Source organism: Leisingera sp. ANG59 (assembly GCF_013317235.1).
Taxonomy (GTDB): domain Bacteria; phylum Pseudomonadota; class Alphaproteobacteria; order Rhodobacterales; family Rhodobacteraceae; genus Leisingera.
In genome coordinates, this window is sequence record NZ_WLCM01000052.1 from 1 (window position 1) to 23,558 (window position 23,558).

A 23,558-nucleotide genomic window follows, 5' to 3' on the forward strand; every position below is an offset into this window, starting at 1 on the left:
GCGTGGTATCCGTTCAGCTCAGGAAGTTCCTTGTCATCAAAGAAATTACGCTTGAGTTCCCGGTAGATCGTAGACGCTGCGCGGCCCAGCCGGTCTGCGATCTCAGGCACCGGCATTTTGGCTTCACGCCACTTGGCAATCTTCCGGCGTTCTTCCAAACTCAGGTGAGGGTAATTGCGTCCCATTCAATAGCCTCCATGCAAACATCTGTTTTGATACAGAATTTGCACTTCGGATGTGAATCCACCCTTCGACCCTTCACAACTCTTATAATCAGAATTATGGTAAATAACTGAATGATCCGAGTGGCTATGGTGGCAAAATATGCGCAAGATCAGCGCTTTAGCGGCCTCAGCAAACCCTCTTGGGCCACGCTGGCTACCAAATCCCCGTCCTCTGTATAGATCGATCCGCGATTGAAGCCACGGGCGCTGCCGGTGAATGGCGCGTCCATCGAATACAGATGCCAGTTCTGCAATTGCACCGGAGCATGGAACCACATCGCGTGGTCCAGACTGGCCGTCATCGCTTCAGGATTGTGAAACGTAAGCCCATGCGGACGCATCGAGGAACCCAGCAGCCCGAAGTCCGACACATAGGCCAGCAGAATGTGTTGCAGTTCCGGGCCGGCGCCGCGTGCCGCTTCCATTCGGACCCACATCTGATTGGCGTCACTGGTTTTTTGCGGCGCTATCGGGTCGCGCGGCTCCACCTCCCGAATTTCAAACGGCCGCGGCCGCAGCAGTTCGGCCTGTTTTTCCGGTGCAAAGCGGCTGGCATTCCGCTTGAGTATCTCGTGGCGGGGCTCCAGGCTGCCGGGATCCGGAACCTTCGGCATGGCGTGCTGATGATCCCAGCCGTCTTCCTTGGCATGAAAAGACGCGGCCAGATTCAGGATCTGCTTGCCGTTTTGTCTGGCAACAACCCGGCGCGTGGTGAAGCTGCGACCGTCCCTTGCTGGATCAACCTCATAGATGACCGGACGGGACGGATCGCCTGGCCGGATGAAATAGGCATGAAGAGAGTGGCATAACCGACCGGAAACAGTGGCATAAGCCGCGGTCAGAGCCTGCGCGATCACTTGGCCGCCATAGATCCGGATTGGAGTTTCACCACCAGAACCGGACCCGCGGAAAAGATTTGTGTCCAGGGTTTCAAGATCCAGGAGATCAAGCAGGGCTTTGGCGGTATCGGTCATAGGCATTGCTTTCTGTTCACTAGCTGTCTGCATTCATCGCAGAGTTGCCGGAGATGGACTCTAGTCTGTGATGGCGCCATGAACCAGCGCTTTGAGCTCCGGACGTGACGGGTATGAGCTGGAGGGCGCCAGCTGCGTCAGAAACACCACTGACAGATCCAGTTTCCTGTCCACCCAGAAGAAAGTCGAGGCGATACCGCCCCAACTGAAATCCCCGATGGAGCCGGGACAACGCGCGCGCGCCGGACTCAGCACCACGGCGCCGCCAATCCCAAAGCCCATGCCCTCCATCGGCTGCTCTGCAAAACTGCTAGGCCCCATTGATGCAATGTCACCTTTAAGGTGATTTTGCATCATAAAGTCAACTGTTTGGGGGCTGATAATGAAGCTGCTTCCGCAGCGCCCGTGGCAACGGAGCATCTCGGCGAATTTCATATAATCGTCAATTGTGCCGATCAGGCCGCCACCGCCGGAATGCATGCTGGCCCGCTCGAACGGAGAGTGTCCGTAACAGTCGGTCAGGCGCAAGCTGTCACTGCCTGTGTCCGCTGAATTGAGCGCCATAGCGTCACCGGCCAGCGGCGTATAGAGAGAGGCCAAGCGGTTCCCTGCCCCATCCGGCACCTGAAAACCTGTCTCCGCCATACCCAGCGGATCGAAGATTTCGCTGCTCAGGAAGTCTCCCAGCGGCTTGCCGGACACAATCTCGACAACCCGGCCAAGCACGTCCGTGGCCACCGAATACTCCCATCGGCTACCTGGCCTGAATGCCAGTGGCAGCTCTGCCAATCGCGCCACCATGGCGGACAGCGGTCCTTGGTCCGGCTTGAACAGGATATCCTCTTTCTCCATCGCCTCAGGCAGAACGCCCGGATTGAACGGATAGCTCAGCCCGCTTGTATGAGTCAGCAGCTGATGCAGTGTTGGCGCCGGACATGGTTCAGTCTGATCGATTTCGGACGCCGCCGGTATCAGTGCCCGCATGCCGCTGAACTCCGGGAGGAAATCGCTGATTGGTGCATCCAGATGGAATTCGCCGCGCTCCAGCAGCATCATGACAGCCAGCGAGGTGACCGGCTTTGACATCGAGTAGAACCGCACTAGCGTATCGCGGGTGTATGGCAGGTTCTCCCCAACGTTCCGCAGGCCAGCGGCGTGAAAGTAGATTTCCTCTCCGCCGCGACGTAACAGCAAGGCGCTACCGGGGTATTTCCGTTCGTCAACATAGCGTTGCTGCCAGGATCTGATCCGCGCCATCCGCCCAGAGTCCATTAATGCCTCCCGTCCAAGCCCAGCCAAACCCATGCGGGCGTTTACAGGATAATGCGTCGCCCAGCCGGTCAGGTCGAGCGGCTTTCGAGTATTCCCGGTTGAACAAATCAACTTAACCGTGCTTCCCGGACAACTACCTTTTTCTTTCTTCAACCAAAGCAAGTTACTCCAAGATTTTTTCATCCCCATGCGTTTGTGGGTTCGCTTTCGAAACAAATTTGTCTTAGAAGTTCAAAGGGAAAGACGGCAAGGACATATTTATGGCGAGTATTCTGGTATTGAACGGACCCAACCTGAACCTTCTTGGCACCCGCCAGCCGGATGTTTATGGCTCTGTCACTCTAGCATCGGTTGAGGAGAGCTGTACGGACCATGCCGCGAAGCTGGGTTTGGAGGTTGCCTGCCTGCAATCAAACCACGAGGGCGTGCTTATTGACGCCATCCATGATGCCAGGGGGCGCCACCAGGGGATCATCCTGAATGCCGGCGCCTATACTCACACCTCGGTTGCGCTGATGGATGCACTGATTTCCGTGGAAATTCCCGCAGTTGAAGTTCATCTTTCAAATATCCATGCGCGCGAAGCGTTCCGCCATACCTCCTACATTTCAAAGGCTGCACTGGGACAAATCTGCGGATTTGGAGCACAGGGCTATTTGTTGGCCCTGGACGCATTGGCTGCGCGTTTGAAAGAGGCCGGTGCCGCATGAAAGTCCGGAAATACCTGAATTTTGTCTGCGGCGCGCAGAGCCTGGAGGAGTTATGGCTCGGCCACGTCCAGCAGATGTCGGAATACGGTTTCGACAGGCTGATCTATGGGCACACGCGCTACAAGACAGAAACGTCTCTGGGGGACCCGGATGACTTTGTCATCCTGTCCAACCATGAAAACGAATATTTAGACGGCTTCCTTCGCAAGGGGCTCTATTTTCACGCGCCAATGCTTCGATGGGCGCTGGAGAATGAAGGCGCTGGAAGCTGGCGGATCGTGCAGGAGATGGCCGCAAAAGGCTCATTGGGTCCCGAAGCTCGAAGAGTGCATGAATTCAACCAGGCTCTTGATATGAAAGCAGGCTATACAGTCAGCTTCTATTCCACTTCCCCGCGCTACAAGGGGGCGATTTCCCTGGCCGCCCGGCCGGGCCTGTCCCAGGATCAGGTAGATGCCTTGTGGCAGGATGAGGGCGACGATATCGTCCTGATGAACAACGTCGCGCATTTGAAGATCCTCACCCTGCCCTATACGGCCCCGAACCGTAGCCTGACCAAGCGGCAGCGGGAAGTTCTGCAATGGGTCGGCGACGGCAAGACCACGCAGGATATTGCCTTGCTGATGGGGCTGACCCCGGCGACAATTGAAAAGCATCTTCGCCTGGCACGTGAATCCCTGTCGGTAGAGACCACGGCACAAGCTGTCCTGAAAGCCGCCTTGCACAACCAGATGTATGTTATGGACGCCTGAGGCACGGGCCAGGACATCTCTGTTCCTAAGCCACCCTATCGCTGGCTACAGCATTGAAATTACGTTTATTTTCACCTCAGCCTACACCAAAAACTGCGATCCATTCGATCTATAAACCACAAAAGACGCCAATTAGCGTCAAAAAGTATGGTATTCTGTACTACCGCTAAAGGATAATTCATTGCAAATTCCACATGTTCCGTGAGTGGTGGCTTTGGCCAAGGAACTTTGGGTATTGACCCCTGCAATTACAGGGCTCTCCTACCTGATCGGGGGCAGGCACGTATAGATCCGTGTCCTGCCCCGATATTTGAGGGGTCCTGCCCATCCCCATCAGCGGGGCCCCTCGCACCCAGTTTCTGAACTATTGCGTCTATCCGCACCGTTTGTTTGCTGGCGATCTCTGCTCCCCGGTGAAATAAGTCTCTAGCCTCCGCGCATAAAAAAACCGGCAGGAATTCCTGCCGGTTTCAACTCTTTGGCTAGAGGGATGATCAGCCCTGAGCAGCCTTGGCCACCTCAGCTGCGAAGTCTTCTTTCTCGACTTCGATGCCTTCGCCGACTTCCACGCGGACAAAGCCGGTGATGGTTGCGCCAACTTCCTTGGCGGCGGCTTCCACGGTCAGGTCCGGGTTCACAACGAACTGCTGGTTCAGCAGGGTCGACTCGGCCACGAATTTCTTCATGCGGCCTTCGATCATCTTCTCGATCACCTGCTCCGGCTTGCCGGATTCACGGGCGATGTCCATCTGGACCTGCTTTTCCTTTTCAACCATGGAGGCGTCCAGGTCAGCTTCGGACAGCGCGGCCGGGTTCACGGCTGCGATGTGCATTGCAACCTGCTTGCCGACGGCTTCGTCGCCACCGGTCATGGCAACCAGAACGCCGATCTTGCCCATGCCCGCGGTGGCCGCGTTGTGGACGTAGGAAATGACGGTTTCGCCTTCCAGCTTCTCCATGCGGCGCAGCGACATGTTCTCGCCGATGGTGGCGATCTTGTCGGTCAGGGTGTCGGCAACGGATTTACCGCCTAGATCTGCTGCAGCCAGCGCTTCGATGTCGTCAGCGCCCAGGGCTGCAGTGGCGATTTTGCCGACCATTTCCTGGAATTCACCGTTCTTGGCAACGAAGTCGGTTTCGGAGTTCACCTCAACAGCAACGCCCTTGCCGCCTTCGACGACAACGGCCACCAGGCCTTCTGCGGCGGTGCGGCCGGATTTCTTGGCGGCTTTCGCCAGGCCTTTGGTGCGCAGCCAGTCAACCGCGGCTTCCATGTCGCCGTTGTTTTCGACCAGTGCTTTTTTCGCGTCCATCATGCCTGCGCCGGTGGATTCGCGCAGTTCTTTCACCATTGCTGCAGTGATTGCCATCTTAGGCTCTCCTCAATTCAAAAACAGATTTGGGGCAGGTGATACCCTGCCCCGCATGTCAGTTCCGTGACAGGACGGATCAGGCTTCGGCGGCTTCTTCTGCCACGGCTTCTTCTGCCGGTGCTTCTTCCAGCGCGCCCAGGTCAACGCCTGCTGCGCCCAGCTGAGCCGACATGCCGTCCAGAGCCGCGCGGGCGACCAGGTCGCAGTACAGCGAGATGGCGCGCGATGCGTCGTCGTTGCCCGGAATGATGTAGTCCACGCCATCGGGCGAGCAGTTGGTGTCGACAACAGCCACAACCGGAATGCCCAGTTTCTTGGCTTCGGCGATGGCCAGTGCTTCTTTTTTCACGTCAATGACGAACAGCAGATCCGGAACGCCGCCCATTTCGCGGATGCCGCCCAGGGAGGCCTGCAGCTTCTCCTGGTCGCGTTCCATGCCCAGACGCTCTTTCTTGGTCAGGCCTTCGGCGCCGGAGGACATCTTCTCGTCGATTTCCTTCAGGCGGTTGATCGACTGGGAAACGGTTTTCCAGTTGGTCAGGGTGCCGCCCAGCCAGCGGTGGTTCATGTAGTACTGAGCGGATTTCTCAGCGGCTTCAGCGATCGGGCCAGCGGCCTGGCGCTTGGTGCCGACGAACAGGATGCGGCCTCCTTTGGCAACGGTGTCGCGGACTACCTGCAGCGCCTGATCCAGCATCGGAACGGTCTGGGTCAGGTCCATGATGTGGATGCCGTTGCGCGCGCCATAGATGAAGGGAGACATGCGCGGGTTCCAGCGCTGAGTCTGGTGGCCGAAGTGAACGCCAGCTTCCAGCAGCTGACGCATGGTGAACTCGGGAAGAGCCATGCTAATCTTTCCTTTCCGGTTTCTATCCTCGGCGGGGGTTCAGAGCGACTGCTCCAACCGGGGGTCCGTCAGGGATGTCTCCCCTGATCAGGCCAAACCCCGCCTGCGGGTTCGTAGGCGCGCCTATAGATCAGAAATTGCCAGCTGGCAAGGGCTGAGCGGCGGAAAAGCGGAGCAAACCGTCAAATACCTGCCGGGCGTCCGGTTTCATGCCCCGAACGGACCATTTCCTCTGCCTTTGCGGCCAGGAATTTGCGGTCCGGGGCCGCCGAAACCTCCAGCGGCAGATGATAGATCAGCTCCACCGCGCCCTGCCGTGGTGCGGCCAGAATCTTGAGCAGATGGGGCCCAAAATCCATGTCGCCCCACCAGGCGTAAAAACGGTCCGGCTGGCCGTTTGGCGGCAGGAAGCGCACCGAAACCGGTTGCACATGCAGGCACTCTCGCAGTTCTTCTGCGAAGAAGGCTGCAAACAGCGTTGATTTAAAGGGCAAAACGCGCAGTCCGTCTGTCGAAGTGCCCTCCGGGAAAAACAACAGTTTGTGGCCCGCTAGCAATCTCTGCTCAAACAGCTCCGCCTGTTCCCTGGCCTTCTTGGGGTTGCGTTCGATGAAGACGGTGCCGGTCGCCCGTGCCAGCCAGCCGATCCCCGGCCATTTGGCAACCTCCGCCTTGGAGACGAAATAGATCCGTTTGCGGGCATTGAGGGCAAAAATATCCAGCCAGGATGAATGATTAGCGACCACCGCTCCGTTCTGGCGCATCAATTCGCCTCGGGTTCTGTAAGCGATCCCGAGAATGCGGAAGGCGTTGCGGCAAACAAACTGGGTGATAAAGGGCGTTAACGGGCGCCGGACGCCGAACAAAGGCCGTTCGATCAGCCGTACTGACAGCAGTATTGCCAGCCCCCCGAACACCAGAAACGCCAGCGGCAGACCGCGCAGAACCACCATCAGCCAGCCGGCCGAGCCGATCCTGATGGGGTCCGGGGGGGATTCACTGTGCCAGCTGATGCTCATGCGCGGCCTCCGGCGTAGATCCTGCGCTGTCGCTCATTCATCCGCGCAGTATCCAGGATCAGGCAAACGTCTGTGGTGTTGAAGGCGTGATCGATGTAGGCGCCTTCGCCGACAAAACCGCCGAGCCGCAAATACGCTTTGATGAGCGCCGGGGTTTCGACCATGGCACGTTTGCGATCCAGTTCACCTACGTCCACCAAGTCCATGGGCTGAAAGGATTTAGACCGCACACGCAACTCCGGCGGCGCCAAGTGGCTGTGATGCAGCATGGCCAGCGGATTGGCCAGTTGCTGCGGGTCGGTGCCGTGGAAGCTTGCAACGCCGAACAGGACCTCGATCCCGTTCCACTCGACGTAGTCCGCCAGCCCGGACCAGAGATGGAACATCGCCATTCCACCGCGGTAATCAGGATGCAGGCAGGAACGGCCCAGTTCCAGAAGCCGGCGGCCCGACGCCTTCAGCACGCTCAGGTCGTATTCATCTTCAGAATAGAACTGCCCCGCTCGTGCCGCCTGATCGTCACGAAGCAGCCGGTAAACCCCAGCCACCGTACCGGTGGCCTCATCTGTCACCAGCATATGGTCAAAGAACGGGTCAAACCGGTCCCGTTCCAGCCCGGCGTCGTGGTCGACCATCTCACCACCGCCGCGCAACTCGCGAACGAACACGTCATAGCGCAGCGCCTGCGCGGCCCTCAGTTCGTCGTCTGTATCAGCGATTTTCACGGAAAATTCGGGGGCGGGGTCTGACATTCTGTCACCTTGGCGTCGTTCAGGCTTGAGCGCTTCACGCCAATAAGGCAAATAGCGCGCAGGTATTGGAGAGAATTTGAGGGATTACGTTAACCCTTCATAAACCCTTATGGATCAAAGACGGGAATAAGGGAGACACGCGCTCCGTCAATCACAAGCTTGCCCTGGTCGGGAAAGTTTACCGTGATCTTGCCGCCCGCGTTCGACTGCACTTGGCCGACGCCCCATTCAGGGTGATCCGGGTGCCGTACAAACATGCCGGGGGCTAAAATAGCGTTGAGGTCATTCATAGGGGGATGGCCCAGTTCGGAGGAAGTAATAGTTATGGGTGTAGATAACGCCAATCTGGCCGCATTGGTAGGGTCGCGGATCTGTCATGATCTGATCAGCCCGGTCGGCGCCATCAACAATGGTCTGGAGCTGCTGGCCATGGCCGGCAGCATGTCGGGACCGGAACTGGAGCTGATCTCTGACAGCGTCGCCAATGCAAATGCCCGCATCCGTTTTTTCCGCATCGCCTTTGGCGCCGCCGGAGACCAGCAGACGCCGCGGGCCGAGATTGTGTCTGTTCTGGAAGACGTCGGCAAAGGTGGTCGGATCAAATACCAGTGGTCGCCGCTGGAGGGCTGCACCCGCAGCGAGGCGCGGCTGGCGCTTCTGTCCGCGCTGTGCCTGGAATCGGCACTGCCCTACGGCGGCACGGTCAAGATATTCTGCGCCGACGGCAAATGGACGGTCATGGGCGAAGGCCGCAAGGTCACCGTCGATGATGAGCTGTGGGCGCGGGTCAGCGGCGGCAATTCAAATGCTGAAATCACCCCGGCACTGGTGCAGTTCGCATTGCTGCCGGAAGCAGCCAAAGAGGCAGGCCGCACCGTGCGGCTGGAGCTGAACCTGGAAAACATCACGCTGCAGTTCTGATCTGCGCCAGTTCTCACAAAGAAACGCCGGGCAATTTGCCCGGCGTTTTGCATTCTCTGAGGGTCAGGCGCGGATGGTGCCGTTACCGCGCACCAGGTATTTAAAGCTGGTGAGCTGGGTGGCACCCACGGGCCCGCGGGCGTGCATCTTGCCGGTGGCAATACCAATCTCTGCGCCCATCCCGAACTCGCCACCATCGGCGAACTGGGTCGAGGCATTGTGCATCAGGATGGCGCTGTCGAGCTCTGAGAAGAACTTCTGAACAGCCGTCTCATCCTCGGTAATGATGCAATCGGTATGCTGGGAATGGTGCGCCCGGATGTGCTGGATTGCTTCGTCAACGTCCGCGACCTGTTTCGCCGCAATGATTGAATCCAGGTATTCCTTGCCCCAGTCCTCCGCCGAGGCAGCGGTCATGCCATACGGTCCGGGCAGGCCTGCCTCGGCGCGGATTTCAACGCCGGCAGAGGCAAGGGTTTCCAGAACCATCTTGCCCAAGCCGGGTGCAATGTCCTGATGGATCAGCAGGCATTCTGCGGCGCCGCAAATGCCGGTGCGGCGGGTCTTGGCGTTCAGCACCACATCCAGCGCTTTCTGCGGATCAGCAGCCTTGTCGAGATAGATGTGCACGATGCCCTCAAGATGGGCAAAAACCGGTACCCGCGCCTCGCGCTGGACGAGTCCAACCAGCCCCTTGCCGCCACGGGGCACGATGACATCGACATAGTCGGTCATTGTCAGCAATTCCTGCACCGCGGCGCGGTCGCGGGTCGGCACCAGCTGCACCGCGTCTTCCGGCAGGCCCGCAGTTTTCAGGCCCTCCGCCAGGCAGGCATGGATGGCCTGGCTCGAATGGAAACTTTCCGAGCCGCCGCGCAGGATCACCGCGTTGCCCGATTTCAGGCACAGCGCGCCTGCATCGGCGGTCACGTTGGGGCGGCTTTCGTAGATTACGCCGATGACACCCAGCGGGGTGCGCACACGCTGGATTTTCAGGCCGGTGGGCTGCTCCCACTCCTCCATTACCTCGCCGACGGGGTCGCGCTGCTCTGCCACAGCGCGCAGACCGTCGACGATGCCCTGAATGCGCGTCTCGTCCAGCATCAGCCGGTCCATCATCGCGTCCGACAGGCCCTTGCCGCGGCCGAACTCCAGATCCTTGGCGTTGGCTGCAATGATCTCTGCCCGGCGGCTCCAGACCGCGTCGGCTGCGCCGATCAGCGCCGCGTGTTTGCGTTCTGCGCTTGCTGTCGCCAAGATTTGCGCCGCTTGCTTTGCACGTTTGCCAAGCTCCGCCATCACGGCGGGGATATTTTCATTTTCTTTCATATGTCTCGTGCCCTTGCCGGTCCCTGTCTGGCACAAAATGCCGTCCCGGCTGGAATAAACTATCAGAGGATGCGGTCAAAGCGCCATATCATCGCGGTGGATCAGCGCGGCGCGGCCGGGATAGCCCAGCGTCGCCTCGATCTCCTGCGACTGGCGCCCCTGGATAGCACGGGCCTCGTCGGCGGTATAGCGCGACAGCCCCTGCCCCAGTTTACGCCCGTCCGGGCCGAGGATGGCCAGCGGATCGCCGCGGCCAAAGTCACCCTCCACATGACGGACGCCTGCGGGCAGCAGGCTTTTGCCGGACATCAGCGCGCGGGCGGCGCCTTCGTCGATGGTCAGAACGCCGCGGGTTTTCATCGCGGCAATCCAGCGTTTTCGCGCGGCCTGCGGATCACCCTGCGCTGTGAACCACGTGCAAGTCGCGCCCTCCTCAAGCGTTTTCAACGGGTTCAGCGGCGACCCTTCAGTGATCGCCATGGTGCAGCCGGCGGCAGTCGCCATCTTGCCCGCCAGCAGTTTGGTGATCATGCCGCCCTTGGACAAGCCGGAGACGCCATCTCCAGCCATCGCCTCGATCTCGGGCGTGATCTCATCAATCCGGTCATAGCGTTTGGCGCTCGGGTCCAGCGCCGGGTTAGCGCTGTAGAAGCCGTCAACATCAGAGAGCAGGATCAGGCAGTCCGCCCCAACGGTCACGGCCACCTGAGCCGCAAGACGATCGTTGTCGCCGTAGCGGATCTCATCCGTGGCGATGGTGTCATTCTCATTGACGATGGGAACGGCCCCCATGCCCAGAAGCGTTTCCAGCGTTGCGCGGGAATTGAGGTAACGGCGGCGGTTTTCGCTGTCTTCCAGCGTCACCAGAACCTGCGCGGTGGTGATCCGGTGCGGTGCCAGTGCCTCCTCATAGGCACGGGCCAGCCGGATCTGACCGACAGCAGCCGCGGCCTGCGACTGTTCCAAAGGAAGATCGGCGCGCGGTAGTCCCAGCACGCGCCGGCCCAAAGCAATGGAGCCGGAGGAGACCAGCACTACATCGGTGCCGCGGGATTTCAGCCATGCAACATCATTGGCCAGCGAATGCAGCCAGCCGGCGCGCAGTTCACCTGTCTCCCGGTCCACCAGCAAAGCCGAGCCGATCTTGACGACAACGCGTTTTGCCGAGTTCAGGGCTGCCAAGGCGCTTCCTCCTCAGCGGGTTTCATACGCAGGCGGTCGTCGTCAATCTCATTGCGCAGGGCACGCAGGATCTCGTTCACGCCCTGACGGCTGACGCCAGACATCAGATGCACCGGACCGCCAACCGCGACCTCCAGCGCTTTGCGCTTGTCCTCCAGCTCTTCCGGATCGATGGCATCGACCTTATTCAGCGCGGTGATCCGGGTCTTGGTGGCCAGAACGCCGCCATAAGCCTCCAGTTCACCGATGATGGTCTCGTAGTCCTCAACCACGGTGTCGGAGGTGCCGTCGATCAGGTGCAGTAGCACCGCACACCGCTCCACATGCCCCAGGAACCGGTCGCCGATCCCCTTGCCCTCATGCGCACCTTCGATCAGGCCAGGGATGTCGGCGACCACAAATTCGGTATTGTCGATACCAACCACACCCAGGTTCGGGTGCAGCGTGGTGAAGGGATAATCCGCGATCTTGGGACGGGCGTTGGAGGTGGCAGACAAGAAGGTCGACTTGCCCGCGTTCGGCAGCCCCAGAAGGCCCGCATCGGCAATCAGCTTGAGCCGCAGCCAGATGGTGCGTTCGACACCCTCCTGCCCCGGGTTGGCGCGGCGCGGCGCCTGGTTGGTGGCGGACTTGAAGTGCAAATTGCCGAAACCGCCATTGCCACCCTTGGCCAGCAGCACGCGCTGGCCGACCTCGGTCAGGTCCGCCAGGACGGTTTCTTCATCCTCATCCAGAATCTCGGTGCCCACCGGCACGCGCAGCACGATATCATCGCCGTCCTTGCCGGTGCGCTGGCGGCCCATTCCGGACTGGCCGTTCTTGGCAAAAAAGTGCTGCTGGTAACGAAAGTCGATCAGGGTGTTCAGACCTTCAGTAACTTCAGCCCAGACAGAGCCGCCCCTGCCTCCGTCGCCCCCATCCGGGCCGCCGTATTCGATGTATTTCTCACGGCGGAAGCTGACGCAGCCGTTCCCGCCGGCGCCCGAGCGGATGTAGACCTTTGCCAGATCGAGGAATTTCATGACAGCTCCTTAATGCGGCAGGCCCCAGTGCCTGCCCGCGCAGTACAAGTGTCCCGCCAGAACCCTGGGCACTGGCGGGACTGTTTCGATTGCCTTACCGCAAAGCGCGCGCCGCGCCAATCACAGTTTTCGGCTGTAAGTCCAGGTTGGGACGGAGGCGTCGCGCGCCACCGAATAGCTTTCTGCATCGCCCAAATAATCAAAACCGCAGTGGATCAGAACCCGGGCAGAAGCGGGGTTGTCCTGAAAGACTGAGGCAAACATCGCGTCGTTCTTCTGCGGGTTCGCATCGACCAGCGCCTTCAGCGCCGCTGACGCCAGGCCGGTGTTCCAGAACGGCGGCGCGGTCCAATAGGACACTTCGGACTGGTTGCGGTCCATCCGCTTCAGCCCGATCACGCCTTTCAGCTCGGAGTCGCCCTCGATGGTTCCGTCGATCACCCAGACATCCTCATCCCGCTCCTCGGCCATGGCGCGTGCCACAAACGCTTCAGCTGCGCCGGGCGGCAGCGGATGCGGCACTGAGCGGGTCATGCGGGCAACGCGTTCGTCGCTGACATAATGTTCAATCAGGCCGGCGTCGGATTTTCGCAGCGGCCGCAGGACAAAACGCTCAGTTTCAATCACCCGCTGGCACACGATCTGTTCCAAATTCACGGACACGCTCCTCCTCGGCCAAAATTCTTGCGGCGGCAAACGCCTTTGTTGTTATCGCGATGAATTTCAGATGTGCACGCCGAGCTGTCACGGCAAGGTACACGGCATTCAAATATGGCAAAACTTCCCGTTTGCTTGGTGTGAACACCTGGCTGTTTCAGCGCGCTATACCTGGTTACTGCGGTCACTGGAAAACTCATCACAAGCTCAAGCTTCAAAACAGAAAAAGGGACCGGCCTTGCAGCCGATCCCCTAAAGACTTCTTTACCCTTCGGGTCGGCTTACTCAGCGGCCTCCGCCACTGGGAGAACCGATACAAAGGTGCGGCCTTTCAGGCCTTTGCGGAAGCTCACAGCACCGTCAGCAGTTGCAAAGAGGGTGTGGTCTTTTCCCATACCCACGCCTTCGCCGGCCCAGAACTTGGTGCCGCGCTGACGCACGATGATGTTGCCCGCGATGGCCGCCTGGCCACCGAAGAGTTTCACGCCAAGGCGGCGACCTGCGGAGTCGCGGCCGTTACGGGAGGAACCGCCAGCTTTTTTATGTGCCATTCTCTCTCTCCTTAGCCTTTAGCCAGTTCTTTGGCCTGCTCAACCCACTCGGGCTTCACTTTGATCGCCTCGATACCAGCAATGTCGTCTTCGGACAAGGCTGCGATCTGAGCGAAAGTGGTCAGGCCTGCTTCTGCCAGTTTCTTGGCAGCAGCGGGGCCAACGCCGGTCAGGGCGGTCAGGTCGTCCGAACCTGCGGCAGCTTCAGCGGCCGGGGCAGCTTTGGCTTTGGCAGCAGCTTTCGGAGCGGCTTTGGTTGCGCCCGAAGCCAGGATCTCGGTGATCCGGACCAGGGTCAGCTTCTGACGGTGGCCTTTGGTGCGCTTGGAGGAGTGCTTCCGGCGGCGCTTGACGAAGTGGATCAGCTTCTCGCCTTTGATCTGCTCGATCACTTCCGCCTTGACGGCTGCGCCGTCAACCAGCGGAGCACCGACAACCGGAGCGTCGCCGCCCAGCATCAGAACTTCGTCGAATTGGATGGTGTCGCCGGCATCAGCAGCAAGTTTCTCAACGCGGAGCACGTCGCCCGCCTGAACCTTGTACTGCTTGCCGCCAGTCTTGAGGACCGCAAACATGTGCGTCTTTCCTTTTCTAACCGCGTCCTACGGCCCCCTTGCGGGCGTTTCGGCAGATGCCGCCTCGAACAGCGCGCCCTTGAATGGGCGTATGACAAATAAACCCCGGGCGCACGGATTCCGGGCCGGGATGCGGGCTTATGGTTCGGATCGGCAGGTGTGTCAACCGTTTTTCACAGGCTATTCAGGCGCCCTTCGGAAATCAGATGTCCTGACCCGGTGTCAGCTCCGCCATGCGGTGGGCGAGTTCCTCGAACCGGTTGGCGGTGATCTCATACTGGACAGCATTCAGCAACTCATAGACCCGCTGCATCGGCTCCTCCTCCAGCGCCTCGACATAGGCCTCCACCTCGGCGTCGGAAAATTCCTGATAGGTATAGGCGGATGCTGCCAGGCTGGAAGCCTGCAGGCTGAGGCGCAACTCGCCCTCCTGCTCCTTCATAAGCGCCCGCAACTCGTCGGCGTCCAGTTCCAGGTCGATCACACCAGCAGCAGCGGCAGCCATCAAGAATCGGAACTGGATCTGCTGCAGTGCCTTCACGCCAGTGCCTGCAGCGTCAATGGCGCTCCCCATACGCTGGTACATCGCCACCCGCTTGCTGCCGGCCTTCACCAGATCCGAGATGATGCGGTTGCCCGCCAGTTGCTTCACCTCGTCATCCTCGATCAAGTGAGACGAATTCTCCGCCCGCACCAGCCGTTTTCCAAGATCACTGGCATAAAATGCGGCAGCATGGTCCAGCGCCGCATCGTCAAGGGTGTTTTCAAGGATGTCCAGCGCCAGGCCGCGCATCTTGTCGGTATCAAAGACGTCTTCGGACATTTGGGTCCATTGGCTTCCAAAGGCACCAGCGTCGACGCCCAGCATATCCGGTGCAGTTGACGCTGACAGCGCTATGCTGTCTAGCGCCACGTCAAACCCGGTGACTTCCAGAAACGCCTCGACCCGTGCCCGGTCGGCGGCGGCGGCAGGCAGAACGGCGGCGCAGCAGGCGAGCCAAAGCATGACAAGGGAGCGTGTCAGGAATGCGGGCGAAAAATGGAACATCTGCATAACGCAAATCTAGGCAAAAACCTTTGGCTGGCAACGGAAATCCGGCTTTTTTTCTGAAAGGCGCAAATCGCCCCTTGCGCCGGTCCGGAATCAACCTTAAACGCTGCCCCACCAGACCCCCGCGGAGAGGTGCCGGAGTGGTCGAACGGGGCGGTCTCGAAAACCGTTGTGGGTGCAAGCCCACCCAGGGTTCGAATCCCTGTCTCTCCGCCACTTTCCCTAACAGACCGTTTCCGTAACTGAATGCTTAAGACCCCGCCAGTTCGGCACGCCGGTCTCCAGCCATGCACCGCAGGCTTGGACCCCCTTTAGAGCACGCGCCTAACTTTCCGAATTTGGTAAAGAAAAAGGCCAGGCATTGCTGCCCGGCCTTTGTATTGATTTACTATGCGCGGATCAGGCGCGGCGGCGGCGCCCGCCAGCGCGGCCGCCACGGCCACGGCCCTCTTCGCCTTCAGCCGCCGGGGGCTTGTTGAACTTGATCCACTCGCCGCCATGCGGGTCGTTGTTGGTCAGGAAGTTGGCAGCGCGGATGGCTTCCATTTCCTTACCAGCGCGCGGTTTCGTGGAGCCGAGGCCGAACATGGTCACAAAGGCCTCGTCGTCCATACCTTCCGGCAGGATGATGCCAGCGGCTTCAACCGCGGCCTTCTTCTCGGCAATGGCCTTTTGGGTCACCGGCAGCGCAACCGGGTTCATGATCGCAGAGGTCATGCCCGCGCCCATTGCCATCGGCAGGAAGGCGTTGTTGATGCCGTGGCGGTTCGGCAGACCGAAGGAAATGTTGGACGCACCGCAAGTGGTGTTCACGCCCAGCTCTTCGCGCAGACGGCGGACCAGGGCAAACACCTGCAGGCCGGCAGTCGCCATTGCGCCAACCGGCATCACCAGCGGGTCAACCACGATGTCATGCGCCGGGATGCCGAAATCGGCGGCACGCTCAACGATCTTCTTGGCGACGGCAAAGCGAACATCCGGGTCTTCCGAGATGCCGGTGTCGTCGTTGGAGATTGCCACAACCGGGACGTTGTATTTTTTGACCAGCGGCAGGATCTGCTCCAGGCGCTCTTCTTCACCGGTGACCGAGTTTAGCAGCGGACGGCCTTCACAAATTTCCAGGCCGGCTTCAAGCGCGCCGGGAACCGAGGAGTCAATGCAGAGCGGCACGTCGACCAGGCCCTGAACCAGCTCAACAATCTTCTTCATCAGCGGCGGCTCGGTCTCGTTCGGGTTCGGGTTGGAGTTGTAAACCACGCCCGCATTGATATCGAGAACGGTTGCTCCGGCCAGCACCTGAGCCACAGCGTCTTTTTCAACGGTGGAGAAATCGCCGGCTTCCAGTTCGGCAGCCAGCTTCTTGCGGCCGGTCGGGTTGATACGCTCGCCGATTACGCAGAACGGCTCGTCAAAGCCCAGGACCGCGGTTTTTGTTTTTGATTCTACGACTGTACGGGTCATTTTTGATCCTTAGGGTCTTAGGAGTTAACCGGCCTTGCCGAAGCGCCGCCGTTGTTGATGGCCCACGTGGCATTGGTCTTGATACCGCCCAGCGGGAAGAAATGCACGTTGGTGATGTTGAAATCCGGGTTTTCCGCCTTGTAGGCGGCCAGCTCGGCTACGACATCGGTCGGCTCGTAGGGCAGCAGCAGCTTGGACACATCCATTGCGCGCTTCTGCAGGACCTTCAGCGACGGGCCGACACCGCAGGCGATGGCGAATTTAATCAGGGTCTGCAGCTTGGCCGGGCCGGCGATGCCGATGTGGATCGGCAGATCGACGCCAGCAGCTTTCAGGCCGTTTGCCCATTCGATGATCGGCTTGGCCTCAAATGCGAACTGAGTGGCCAGCGCCATCTTGGCATCGGTGCGCTCGGAGAACTTCTGCTTCCACTGCAGCGCTTCGAAGACGTTCTTGGTGGAGCCGTCCGGATCGATGTCCTTGTTGCCTTCCGGATGGCCAGCAACGTGCAGATTGGTGAAGCCAGCCTTGTCGAACAGGCCGGTTTCCAGCAGCTGCATGGAGCTGTGGAAGTCGCCGTGCGGCTTGGCTACGCCGCCGGCCAGCATCAGCGCCTGCTTGACGTCAGCCTCACCCTGGTAGCGGGCAATCCAGTCTGCCAGGGTGGCCTCGTCCTTGATGATGCGCGCCGGGAAGTGCGGCATCACCGGGAAGCCTTCGGCGTTCAGGCGCTTGGCGGTGGCAACCATGTCCTCGATCGGGGTGCCTTCGATGTGCGCGATGTAGACGCGGGTGCCGCCGGGAAGAAGGTCGCGGAAGTCGGCGACTTTCTCCGCGGTGCGCGGCATGACTTCGATCGAATAGCCCTGCAGGAAGGCTTCAACCTGGGGATTGACGGTCTGGGCCGCGCCAGAGTCTCGTTTTTTAAAATTCAGCAAAGCCATCACGGCCTCCCAAAGTGGTAAGGGTCACGCCCATCCGTCATTCGCGATCAGTGCCTTCAGGCGATCCTGATCATACTCGGTTTCCAAGCGTTTCGCTTCGGCTTCGGCAATTTCAGCCGCTTCGCCTTCAGCAGAGAAAGGCGCAGCCTTACGCCATTCAGCCAGATAGGCATCCGCGTCTTTTGCGTTCACCTTCATGGCTGCGCGGTCAATTGCCTGCTCGAACCGCTCTTCGAGCTGACGCTTGGCGCCGCGGCGGCCTTTGCCAACGATGACCTGCGCAGGGATATCGCGCCAGTATACGATCGTAACGTCGGGCATGCCTTGCTTTCCTCCTAGCCTGGATAGACCACGTTCTAGTGCGGTGGCGCGCCGCAAGTTGGTCGATTTTCGACAACACGATGGGATTGAGCGACGTTTTACTGCCGTGACACTAGCTTTCTGCACATTCCAATGCCACAGGGCAAAACCGCCAAAATATTCATATGGATTATGAGATTTCCGGGAAGCGGCGGAAATTGCTTCACTTCTGCTTCCACAGCGCTTGCGCCGGTGCATCGGCGCACCTATTGTCGTCGTTAACACGATAATCGGAGGGCGTGAATCATGGCGCCCAGGCGCTCGAAAGGTGCGGGCGCGTTTCCCAAAGCGGTTGAGACCCCTGCACCGGCCCGTCCCGATCCTGATGCGCTTTATGCGGCGCTGGATCTGGGTACAAATAGCTGCCGCATGCTGATTGCCCAGCCCAAGGGCAGCGGTATTCATGTGGTTGATAGTTTCTCCAAGTCGGTGCAGCTCGGCGCCGGTCTGGAGCGGACCGGACGTCTGTCGCGGTCCTCGATGGCGCGCACAATTCAGGCGCTTCGGATCTGCCAGCAGAAACTCAAACGCAACAAGGTCAAGCGGATGCGGCTGGTGGCGACAGAAGCCTGCCGCCGTGCCAAGAACGCGCGTGACTTCATCCGCCAGGTGAAACGGGAAACCGGACTAACGCTGGAAATCATCCAGCCGGAGGAAGAGGCGCGGCTCGCGGTGATCTCCTGTGCGCCGCTGGTGTCCACTAAAACTGAGCAACTGCTGGTGGTCGATATCGGCGGCGGTTCCACCGAACTTGTCTGGATCGACGTTTCCTCCGTACCGCGGCGCGACCGCCCAGCGGCCATCATGCGGCTGCACAACGGGTTTCACCCGACTGAAAGCCCATTCCCCGCGGCCAAGGTGGTCGACTGGATCTCGGTCCCGCTTGGGGTCGCCACATTGCGCGACCAGTTCAACGATGTGGAGGACGATGCCGCACGGTTTGCCCTGATGAGCTGGTTCTTCGAGGAGAACCTTGCTGATTTCGCGCCCTACAAGGACGAACAGGCACGCGCGGGCTTCCAGATCGTTGGCACCTCCGGCACTGTCACCACCGTGGCAGCGTCCCATCTGGGCCTCAAGCGTTATGACCGGACTAAGGTAGACGGCCTGCGGATGACCAGCGATCAGATTGACAAAGTGATCCGGGGTTATCTAGAACTCGGTCCTCAGGGCCGCCGCCGCGACCCCCGCATCGGCGAGGACCGGCAAGCCCTGATCATGTCCGGCTCCGCAATCCTGCAGGCGCTGTTGCGCTGCTGGCCCACAGACCGCCTGTCGGTCGCGGACCGCGGCCTGCGCGAAGGCCTGCTTTATGCGCAGATGAGCGCGGATGGCGTTCTGGAGGACAGCCCCTACTAGGGGGCAGGAAAATTGGATTTTTTCCGGGCGGGATTTTTTTGGCAAAGTTCCGGGCACCCGGCGCAAATGGTGGCAGTCATGGCAAAGACACCGACAGGAAAAAACACTTCGGGACGCGGTCAGCGGGATCTGAAGGTCAATGTGAAAACGGCGCGCGGGCGCAAGCTCAGTTCGACCCGCTGGCTGCAGCGGCAGTTAAACGACCCCTATGTAAAACGCGCCCTGGCCGAAGGCTACCGCGGCCGCGCGGCCTATAAGATCATGGAGCTGGACGACAAGTTCCGCTTCCTGGTGAACGGCGCCCGGGTTGTAGACCTGGGCTGCGCACCGGGCGGCTGGGCGCAGGTTGCAGTGAAGCGGATCAATTCCCTGGGCGAGAAGCCGGGCAAGGCCGTCGGCCGCATCATTGGTGTCGACCTTCAGGAGGTCGAACCGCTGGCGGGGGCCGAATTCCACCAGCTCGACTTCATGGACGACGGCGCTGACGAGCAAGTCAAGGAATGGCTGAGTGGCAAGGCGGATGTAGTGATGTCGGACATGGCTGCGGCCAGTTCCGGCCACAAACAGACTGACCATTTGCGGATCATCTCGCTGTGCGAAACGGCAGCCTATTTTGCGTTCGATGTTCTGGAGGACGGCGGCACCTTCGTTGCCAAGGTTCTGGCAGGAGGTGCCGAAGGTGAACTGCAAAAACTGCTGAAGCAGAAGTTCACCAAGGTAATGAACATCAAGCCGCCTTCCTCCCGGTCGGACAGCTCTGAAAAGTTCGTGGTGGCAACCGGCTTCCGGGGCTGAACCGGATCAAACTTGGCGGCTGTGCGGAACAGTCAGCGACCGGGACGCCATTGTGCGCAGCAAAATAGCTTCTTCGCCCTCTTCATCAGTCAGCCGGGACAACCGCAGATCGCGGTCGGCATCGCGGGTCATTCCGCACTGAAGCACCAGTTCAAACAGCCGCATACGGCGCAGTTTGTTTTGCAGGTTTGTCACGATGACCCTTTCTGGATCCACTGTCTTCCTGCAATCCTAAATGTCGATTGAGCTGAGATTTGGGCGCAATTGTGGCAGCGCTGCCTTATTGTCGAATAAATAGAAACAGTTGCAGCAGGGCAGCAGGAGCTATGTCCGGCCCATGCTATTCGCCATATCGATAAGGGCACCGTTGAATTCCGCCCCCAGAATCAGAATGGCGGAATTCAGATACAAAAAGATCATAGCCGCCATCGCGCCCGCCAGGCCTGCGTAAGTGGCCGAGTACTGAGCAAAAGAGCTGACATATATCGCAAAGCCGCTGCCGCAGATCAGCCACAGCAGTAGTGTCAGGACGGCCCCAGGCAGAATGCGCCGGAAACGATGCACCCGCCCGGGAAGCAAAACATGAAACGCCAGCACCGCACCCGTTGGCAGCGCCAGGGCCAGGAGGCCTCTCAGCCCCTGTTCCCAGCCTTGCGGCACAGTGGCAAAAGGCAGCAGCTTGGTAATGTGGCGCACATAAAGCGGCATGATCACCTCAAACACGGTAACCGCCAAAATTCCCGCACCGCCAAGGATGACCAACGCGATGCACAGCGCCCGGGACCGCCAAAACGGCCGGGTATCCGTGTCGTGATAGGCCTGGACCATTGCTGTTCGCACGGCGTCGACCCCATTTGACGCAAAATAGAGCGCAAACAGGCCGCCCAATGTCACCAGTTGTGTATTGGACGTTCGCAGAACCGCCTTAAGCTCCGCCAGAATCGGCCGTGCCACCGCATCCGGCCAGACACTGAACACTTGTTCAGTCATCGCCTCGACCTCCACCTCTTGCGATAAAAGGCCTGCAACAGTGCCAGCAAGCGCAACCGTGAACAGCACAAAGGGGAACAGCGCCAGCATCATGGACATGGCGATATGACTGCTCATCACCCAGCCGTTTTTTCTGTTGAAGCGGCCGGCGGCGGATAATAATGCAGCTGGCCACATTCGGAATGGCGGAAGGATTGGCATATCGTCAACGTCCCACAACTGCAGGGCAAATGCCAGCGTCAAATCATAGCACGGCTCGCGCAGCGCCTTCCCGGGCATGGCGGGACGGCATGATCAGTACTAGTTTGACACTTGAGCAGATTTTGGAGCCAGCGATGTTCTGGATCATTTTAAGTTCGGCGGCCCTGGCCGCAACCTGGACGGCGGCCGGGGTGGCAGCACTGAGCGCTGCACGCACCGCGCGGACCCCGCAAGGGGCCATCGGCTGGGTCGTGTTCCTTTTGTCGGCGCCTGTACTGGCCCTGCCCGCCTATATGATCTTTGGCCACCACCGCTTCAAAGGATACTGGACGGCCCGCCGGGCTGCAGAGCAGGCCGTCATCGCCAAGCGCAACTTCACCAGTGCCCAGGCACAGGACGCTCCTGCCCTGGCCGTCAATGCGGCGCCCTTTGAGGTGATTTCAGGCCTGAACGTCTGCCGGGGCAACGGAATGGAGTTGCTGATAAACGGCATCGAAACCTTCAACGCCATCTTCGAGGCAATTGAAAACGCGCAGGACTACATTCTGGTTCAATACTATATCCTGCACGCCGACGGTCTCGGGATGCAATTGCAGGCGCGGCTGATTGCTGCAGCACAGCGCGGTGTGACCGTCTGGTTCATGACGGACAGTATTGGCAGCCGCAAGCTTCCCCGTGATTACAAGCATGCGCTGGAGGCTTCCGGTGTCAACATGATTGACCCGGCGGTTCAGCGCGGCCCCTGGCACCGTTTGCGGATCAATTTCCGCAATCACCGGAAAACCGTGATCATCGACGGCCGCATCGGCTTTACGGGCGGCCTCAACGCCGGAGATGAATACATGGGGCTGGATCCGGAATTCGGTCCGTGGCGGGACACGCATGTCCGGTTGACCGGCCCCGTTGTTCAACAGCTTCAGCTGTCCTTTGCTGAAGATTGGCACTGGCGCACCCAGGAACCTATCCTGGGTCTTCTCAACTGGCAGCCCGAACTGTCACCGCAGAACCTGCCGGCGCTGATCGCCTCCACGGGACCCGGTGACACAACCGGCAATGGCTCCATGCTCTACTTTTCCGCCATCACTGCGGCACAGTCCAGGATATGGCTGGCTTCTCCTTATTTCGTTCCCGATCAGGATGTTTTCGCGGCCTTGAAGCACGCAGGCTTGCGGGGTGTTGATGTCAGGGTGCTTTTGCCGGAAACCATCGATCACCACTTGCCTTGGCTTGCCAGCTTTGCATTTTTTGATGAACTGCGCGAATCCGGGGTCCGCATCCTGCGCTATCAAGGCGGCTTCATGCACCAGAAGTGCTTTGTCGCCGACGACAAAATCGCAGGCATAGGAACCGCCAATCTGGACAACCGGTCCTTCCGGCTGAATTTCGAAACCATGGCGCTGTTTTTTGATCCGCGCCCCGCGTCTGAAATTGCAGAGATGCTGGCAGAGGATTTTCTGAGTGCGCGCGAACTGACCGAAAGTCTTAGCCAGCAGAAACTCCGGATCCGCCTGCTGGCACCTGCAGCGCGCTTGCTCGCCCCAGTGCTTTAGCGGCCCGCTTCAGGGCGTTGTCCGTTAAAGGAAAACAGCCGCCCCATGGCGCTTACAAGGAACGCTGTACTGATCCCAAATCCGAACAACCCCGTAACTGCAGCCAAGGCAGCAAAGATCCTCAGTGCAGGCCCCAGCAGCACGTCGCCATAGCCAAGCGTCGTATAGGTCACCAGCGAAAAATAGACCGAGGTATTCCAATCCTCGATCGCGCCGACCATTACAAAGGCCGAAGACCAGATCCAAACCTGGGCGGTATGGCTGCCGAGAATGATAAAAATGGCAACCAGCAGCATAAGGCCCAATTGCCAGGGCCGGTAGGGTTTGGAAAATCCTTTAGACATCCTGTTAAGCACCGAGGCACACCAGACCAAGACTGCGATCTCCAGGATCAGGCAGGCGCTGAGGTAGATTGATCCCCACAGAAGCTGGTTCCACAGTAAGGCTCCGGCGAAGACCGCGGTCCCATTGGCGCTGTGATGTGATACCCGTTGTTCATGGAGATCGACGAGGACAAGATCGACGACGCGGTTCTGGGACTGCTCTGGTTGACGCTGCATGATGAGCGTCGCGCCTGGAAGGGAATGGACTGGTCGGCACTGGATCGATTGCATCGGAAGGGTTTGATCCATGACCCGGTTAACCGGGCCAAATCTGTCGTGCTGACTGATGAAGGGCTACAGCGCT

28 protein-coding genes and 1 tRNA gene are annotated in these 23,558 nt (G+C 59.6%); 8 read left to right on the top strand and 21 right to left on the bottom strand.

Annotated features, from left to right (window positions below; all coding sequences use genetic code 11):
- The 3 genes from GKC28_RS23325 to GKC28_RS23335 form a co-directional block, all read right to left on the bottom strand.
- The coding region (locus GKC28_RS23325; RefSeq protein ID WP_174149364.1) for a helix-turn-helix domain-containing protein at window positions 1-185 on the bottom strand (185 nt) is incomplete at its 3' end.
- 149 nt (window positions 186-334) lie between these two features.
- Complete coding sequence (locus tag GKC28_RS23330; RefSeq protein WP_174149365.1) at window positions 335-1,198, bottom strand: acyl-CoA thioesterase II; 864 nt, start codon at window positions 1,196-1,198, stop codon at window positions 335-337.
- Window positions 1,199-1,258: 60 nt separating this feature from the next.
- Window positions 1,259-2,470, bottom strand: coding sequence for a serine hydrolase (locus GKC28_RS23335; protein ID WP_174149382.1), 1,212 nt, complete (start codon window positions 2,468-2,470; stop codon window positions 1,259-1,261).
- Between the two features lie 260 nt (window positions 2,471-2,730).
- Here GKC28_RS23335 and aroQ point away from each other — a divergent pair, with 260 nt between their 5' ends.
- Together aroQ and GKC28_RS23345 are read left to right on the top strand one after the other, a co-directional pair.
- On the top strand, window positions 2,731-3,180 hold the full coding sequence (gene aroQ / locus GKC28_RS23340) for a type II 3-dehydroquinate dehydratase (protein WP_174149366.1): 450 nt from the start codon (window positions 2,731-2,733) through the stop codon (window positions 3,178-3,180).
- A complete protein-coding gene (locus GKC28_RS23345; RefSeq protein ID WP_174149367.1) occupies window positions 3,177-3,932 on the top strand; it encodes a LuxR family transcriptional regulator in 756 nt (251 codons plus the stop codon). Before aroQ ends, GKC28_RS23345 begins: the two co-directional genes overlap by 4 nt.
- Window positions 3,933-4,426: 494 nt before the next feature.
- Here the strand turns inward: GKC28_RS23345 and tsf are convergent, their stop codons facing one another.
- From tsf to GKC28_RS23370, 5 genes are all read right to left on the bottom strand, one after another.
- Window positions 4,427-5,302 carry a translation elongation factor Ts gene (gene tsf / locus GKC28_RS23350; RefSeq protein ID WP_174149368.1) on the bottom strand — a complete coding sequence of 292 codons (876 nt, stop codon included), beginning with the start codon at window positions 5,300-5,302 and terminating at the stop codon, window positions 4,427-4,429.
- A 79-nt stretch (window positions 5,303-5,381) separates the two neighbouring features.
- Entirely contained in the window at window positions 5,382-6,152 is a 771-nt protein-coding gene (rpsB, locus tag GKC28_RS23355; RefSeq protein WP_174149369.1) for a 30S ribosomal protein S2, read from the bottom strand.
- A 182-nt stretch (window positions 6,153-6,334) separates the two neighbouring features.
- Entirely contained in the window at window positions 6,335-7,171 is an 837-nt protein-coding gene (locus tag GKC28_RS23360; RefSeq protein WP_174149370.1) for a 1-acyl-sn-glycerol-3-phosphate acyltransferase, read from the bottom strand.
- Complete coding sequence (locus GKC28_RS23365) at window positions 7,168-7,923, bottom strand: GNAT family N-acetyltransferase (RefSeq protein WP_174149371.1); 756 nt, start codon at window positions 7,921-7,923, stop codon at window positions 7,168-7,170. The genes GKC28_RS23360 and GKC28_RS23365 overlap by 4 nt, the downstream gene beginning before the upstream one ends.
- 107 nt (window positions 7,924-8,030) lie before the next feature.
- A complete protein-coding gene (locus GKC28_RS23370; protein ID WP_039145992.1) occupies window positions 8,031-8,213 on the bottom strand; it encodes a DUF3553 domain-containing protein in 183 nt (60 codons plus the stop codon).
- A 34-nt stretch (window positions 8,214-8,247) separates the two neighbouring features.
- Between GKC28_RS23370 and GKC28_RS23375 the strand changes: the two genes are divergently transcribed.
- A complete protein-coding gene (locus tag GKC28_RS23375; RefSeq protein ID WP_174149372.1) occupies window positions 8,248-8,844 on the top strand; it encodes a histidine phosphotransferase family protein in 597 nt (198 codons plus the stop codon).
- A 63-nt stretch (window positions 8,845-8,907) separates the two neighbouring features.
- Here the strand turns inward: GKC28_RS23375 and GKC28_RS23380 are convergent, their stop codons facing one another.
- From GKC28_RS23380 to GKC28_RS23410, 7 genes are all read right to left on the bottom strand, one after another.
- Window positions 8,908-10,173: a glutamate-5-semialdehyde dehydrogenase gene (locus tag GKC28_RS23380; protein WP_174149373.1), complete on the bottom strand. Its 1,266-nt coding sequence runs from the start codon at window positions 10,171-10,173 to the stop codon at window positions 8,908-8,910.
- A 75-nt stretch (window positions 10,174-10,248) separates the two neighbouring features.
- On the bottom strand, window positions 10,249-11,355 hold the full coding sequence (gene proB / locus GKC28_RS23385; RefSeq protein ID WP_174149374.1) for a glutamate 5-kinase: 1,107 nt from the start codon (window positions 11,353-11,355) through the stop codon (window positions 10,249-10,251).
- Complete coding sequence (gene obgE / locus GKC28_RS23390) at window positions 11,343-12,377, bottom strand: GTPase ObgE (RefSeq protein ID WP_174149375.1); 1,035 nt, start codon at window positions 12,375-12,377, stop codon at window positions 11,343-11,345. The genes proB and obgE overlap by 13 nt, the downstream gene beginning before the upstream one ends.
- Before the next feature lie 120 nt (window positions 12,378-12,497).
- Window positions 12,498-13,034, bottom strand: a complete 537-nt coding sequence (locus GKC28_RS23395; RefSeq protein ID WP_174149376.1) for a GNAT family N-acetyltransferase — start codon at window positions 13,032-13,034, stop codon at window positions 12,498-12,500.
- 281 nt (window positions 13,035-13,315) lie between these two features.
- On the bottom strand, window positions 13,316-13,585 hold the full coding sequence (gene rpmA, locus GKC28_RS23400; RefSeq protein WP_008553710.1) for a 50S ribosomal protein L27: 270 nt from the start codon (window positions 13,583-13,585) through the stop codon (window positions 13,316-13,318).
- 11 nt (window positions 13,586-13,596) lie between these two features.
- Complete coding sequence (gene rplU / locus GKC28_RS23405; protein ID WP_039145986.1) at window positions 13,597-14,160, bottom strand: 50S ribosomal protein L21; 564 nt, start codon at window positions 14,158-14,160, stop codon at window positions 13,597-13,599.
- Between the two features lie 202 nt (window positions 14,161-14,362).
- Window positions 14,363-15,214: a DUF2059 domain-containing protein gene (locus GKC28_RS23410; RefSeq protein ID WP_174149377.1), complete on the bottom strand. Its 852-nt coding sequence runs from the start codon at window positions 15,212-15,214 to the stop codon at window positions 14,363-14,365.
- Between the two features lie 123 nt (window positions 15,215-15,337).
- Here GKC28_RS23410 and GKC28_RS23415 point away from each other — a divergent pair.
- Window positions 15,338-15,427: transfer RNA gene (locus GKC28_RS23415), tRNA-Ser, on the top strand.
- Window positions 15,428-15,610: 183 nt separating this feature from the next.
- On the opposite strand, the gene GKC28_RS23420 is transcribed toward GKC28_RS23415, so the two are convergent.
- The 3 genes from GKC28_RS23420 to GKC28_RS23430 are packed head-to-tail and all read right to left on the bottom strand — an operon-like array spanning window position 15,611 to window position 17,937.
- Window positions 15,611-16,672 carry a methyltetrahydrofolate cobalamin methyltransferase gene (locus GKC28_RS23420; protein WP_065267192.1) on the bottom strand — a complete coding sequence of 354 codons (1,062 nt, stop codon included), beginning with the start codon at window positions 16,670-16,672 and terminating at the stop codon, window positions 15,611-15,613.
- A 17-nt stretch (window positions 16,673-16,689) separates the two neighbouring features.
- Window positions 16,690-17,616, bottom strand: coding sequence for a methylenetetrahydrofolate reductase (locus tag GKC28_RS23425; protein WP_174149378.1), 927 nt, complete (start codon window positions 17,614-17,616; stop codon window positions 16,690-16,692).
- Between the two features lie 24 nt (window positions 17,617-17,640).
- Window positions 17,641-17,937 carry a virulence factor gene (locus tag GKC28_RS23430; RefSeq protein ID WP_174149379.1) on the bottom strand — a complete coding sequence of 99 codons (297 nt, stop codon included), beginning with the start codon at window positions 17,935-17,937 and terminating at the stop codon, window positions 17,641-17,643.
- A gap of 285 nt (window positions 17,938-18,222) precedes the next feature.
- Between GKC28_RS23430 and GKC28_RS23435 the strand changes: the two genes are divergently transcribed.
- Both GKC28_RS23435 and GKC28_RS23440 read left to right on the top strand, forming a co-directional pair.
- Window positions 18,223-19,335 carry a Ppx/GppA phosphatase family protein gene (locus GKC28_RS23435; RefSeq protein ID WP_174149380.1) on the top strand — a complete coding sequence of 371 codons (1,113 nt, stop codon included), beginning with the start codon at window positions 18,223-18,225 and terminating at the stop codon, window positions 19,333-19,335.
- Between the two features lie 78 nt (window positions 19,336-19,413).
- Window positions 19,414-20,130 (top strand): RlmE family RNA methyltransferase, encoded by a 717-nt coding sequence (locus tag GKC28_RS23440; RefSeq protein WP_174149381.1) that lies wholly within the window; start codon window positions 19,414-19,416, stop codon window positions 20,128-20,130.
- 6 nt (window positions 20,131-20,136) lie between these two features.
- On the opposite strand, the gene GKC28_RS23445 is transcribed toward GKC28_RS23440, so the two are convergent.
- Window positions 20,137-20,346 carry a hypothetical protein gene (locus GKC28_RS23445; protein WP_217434197.1) on the bottom strand — a complete coding sequence of 70 codons (210 nt, stop codon included), beginning with the start codon at window positions 20,344-20,346 and terminating at the stop codon, window positions 20,137-20,139.
- Window positions 20,347-20,454: 108 nt separating this feature from the next.
- Window positions 20,455-21,321 carry a YihY/virulence factor BrkB family protein gene (locus GKC28_RS23450; protein WP_174149384.1) on the bottom strand — a complete coding sequence of 289 codons (867 nt, stop codon included), beginning with the start codon at window positions 21,319-21,321 and terminating at the stop codon, window positions 20,455-20,457.
- Window positions 21,322-21,455: 134 nt separating this feature from the next.
- Here GKC28_RS23450 and cls point away from each other — a divergent pair, with 134 nt between their 5' ends.
- Window positions 21,456-22,871 carry a cardiolipin synthase gene (gene cls, locus GKC28_RS23455; RefSeq protein ID WP_174149385.1) on the top strand — a complete coding sequence of 472 codons (1,416 nt, stop codon included), beginning with the start codon at window positions 21,456-21,458 and terminating at the stop codon, window positions 22,869-22,871.
- On the opposite strand, the gene GKC28_RS23460 is transcribed toward cls, so the two are convergent.
- A complete protein-coding gene (locus tag GKC28_RS23460; protein WP_254604375.1) occupies window positions 22,868-23,167 on the bottom strand; it encodes an ion channel in 300 nt (99 codons plus the stop codon). The genes cls and GKC28_RS23460 overlap by 4 nt on opposite strands.
- Window positions 23,168-23,368: 201 nt before the next feature.
- On the opposite strand from GKC28_RS23460, the gene GKC28_RS26230 reads away from it, so the two are divergent.
- A partial coding sequence (locus GKC28_RS26230) for a DUF6429 family protein (RefSeq protein WP_174148167.1) occupies window positions 23,369-23,558 on the top strand: 190 nt, incomplete at its 3' end.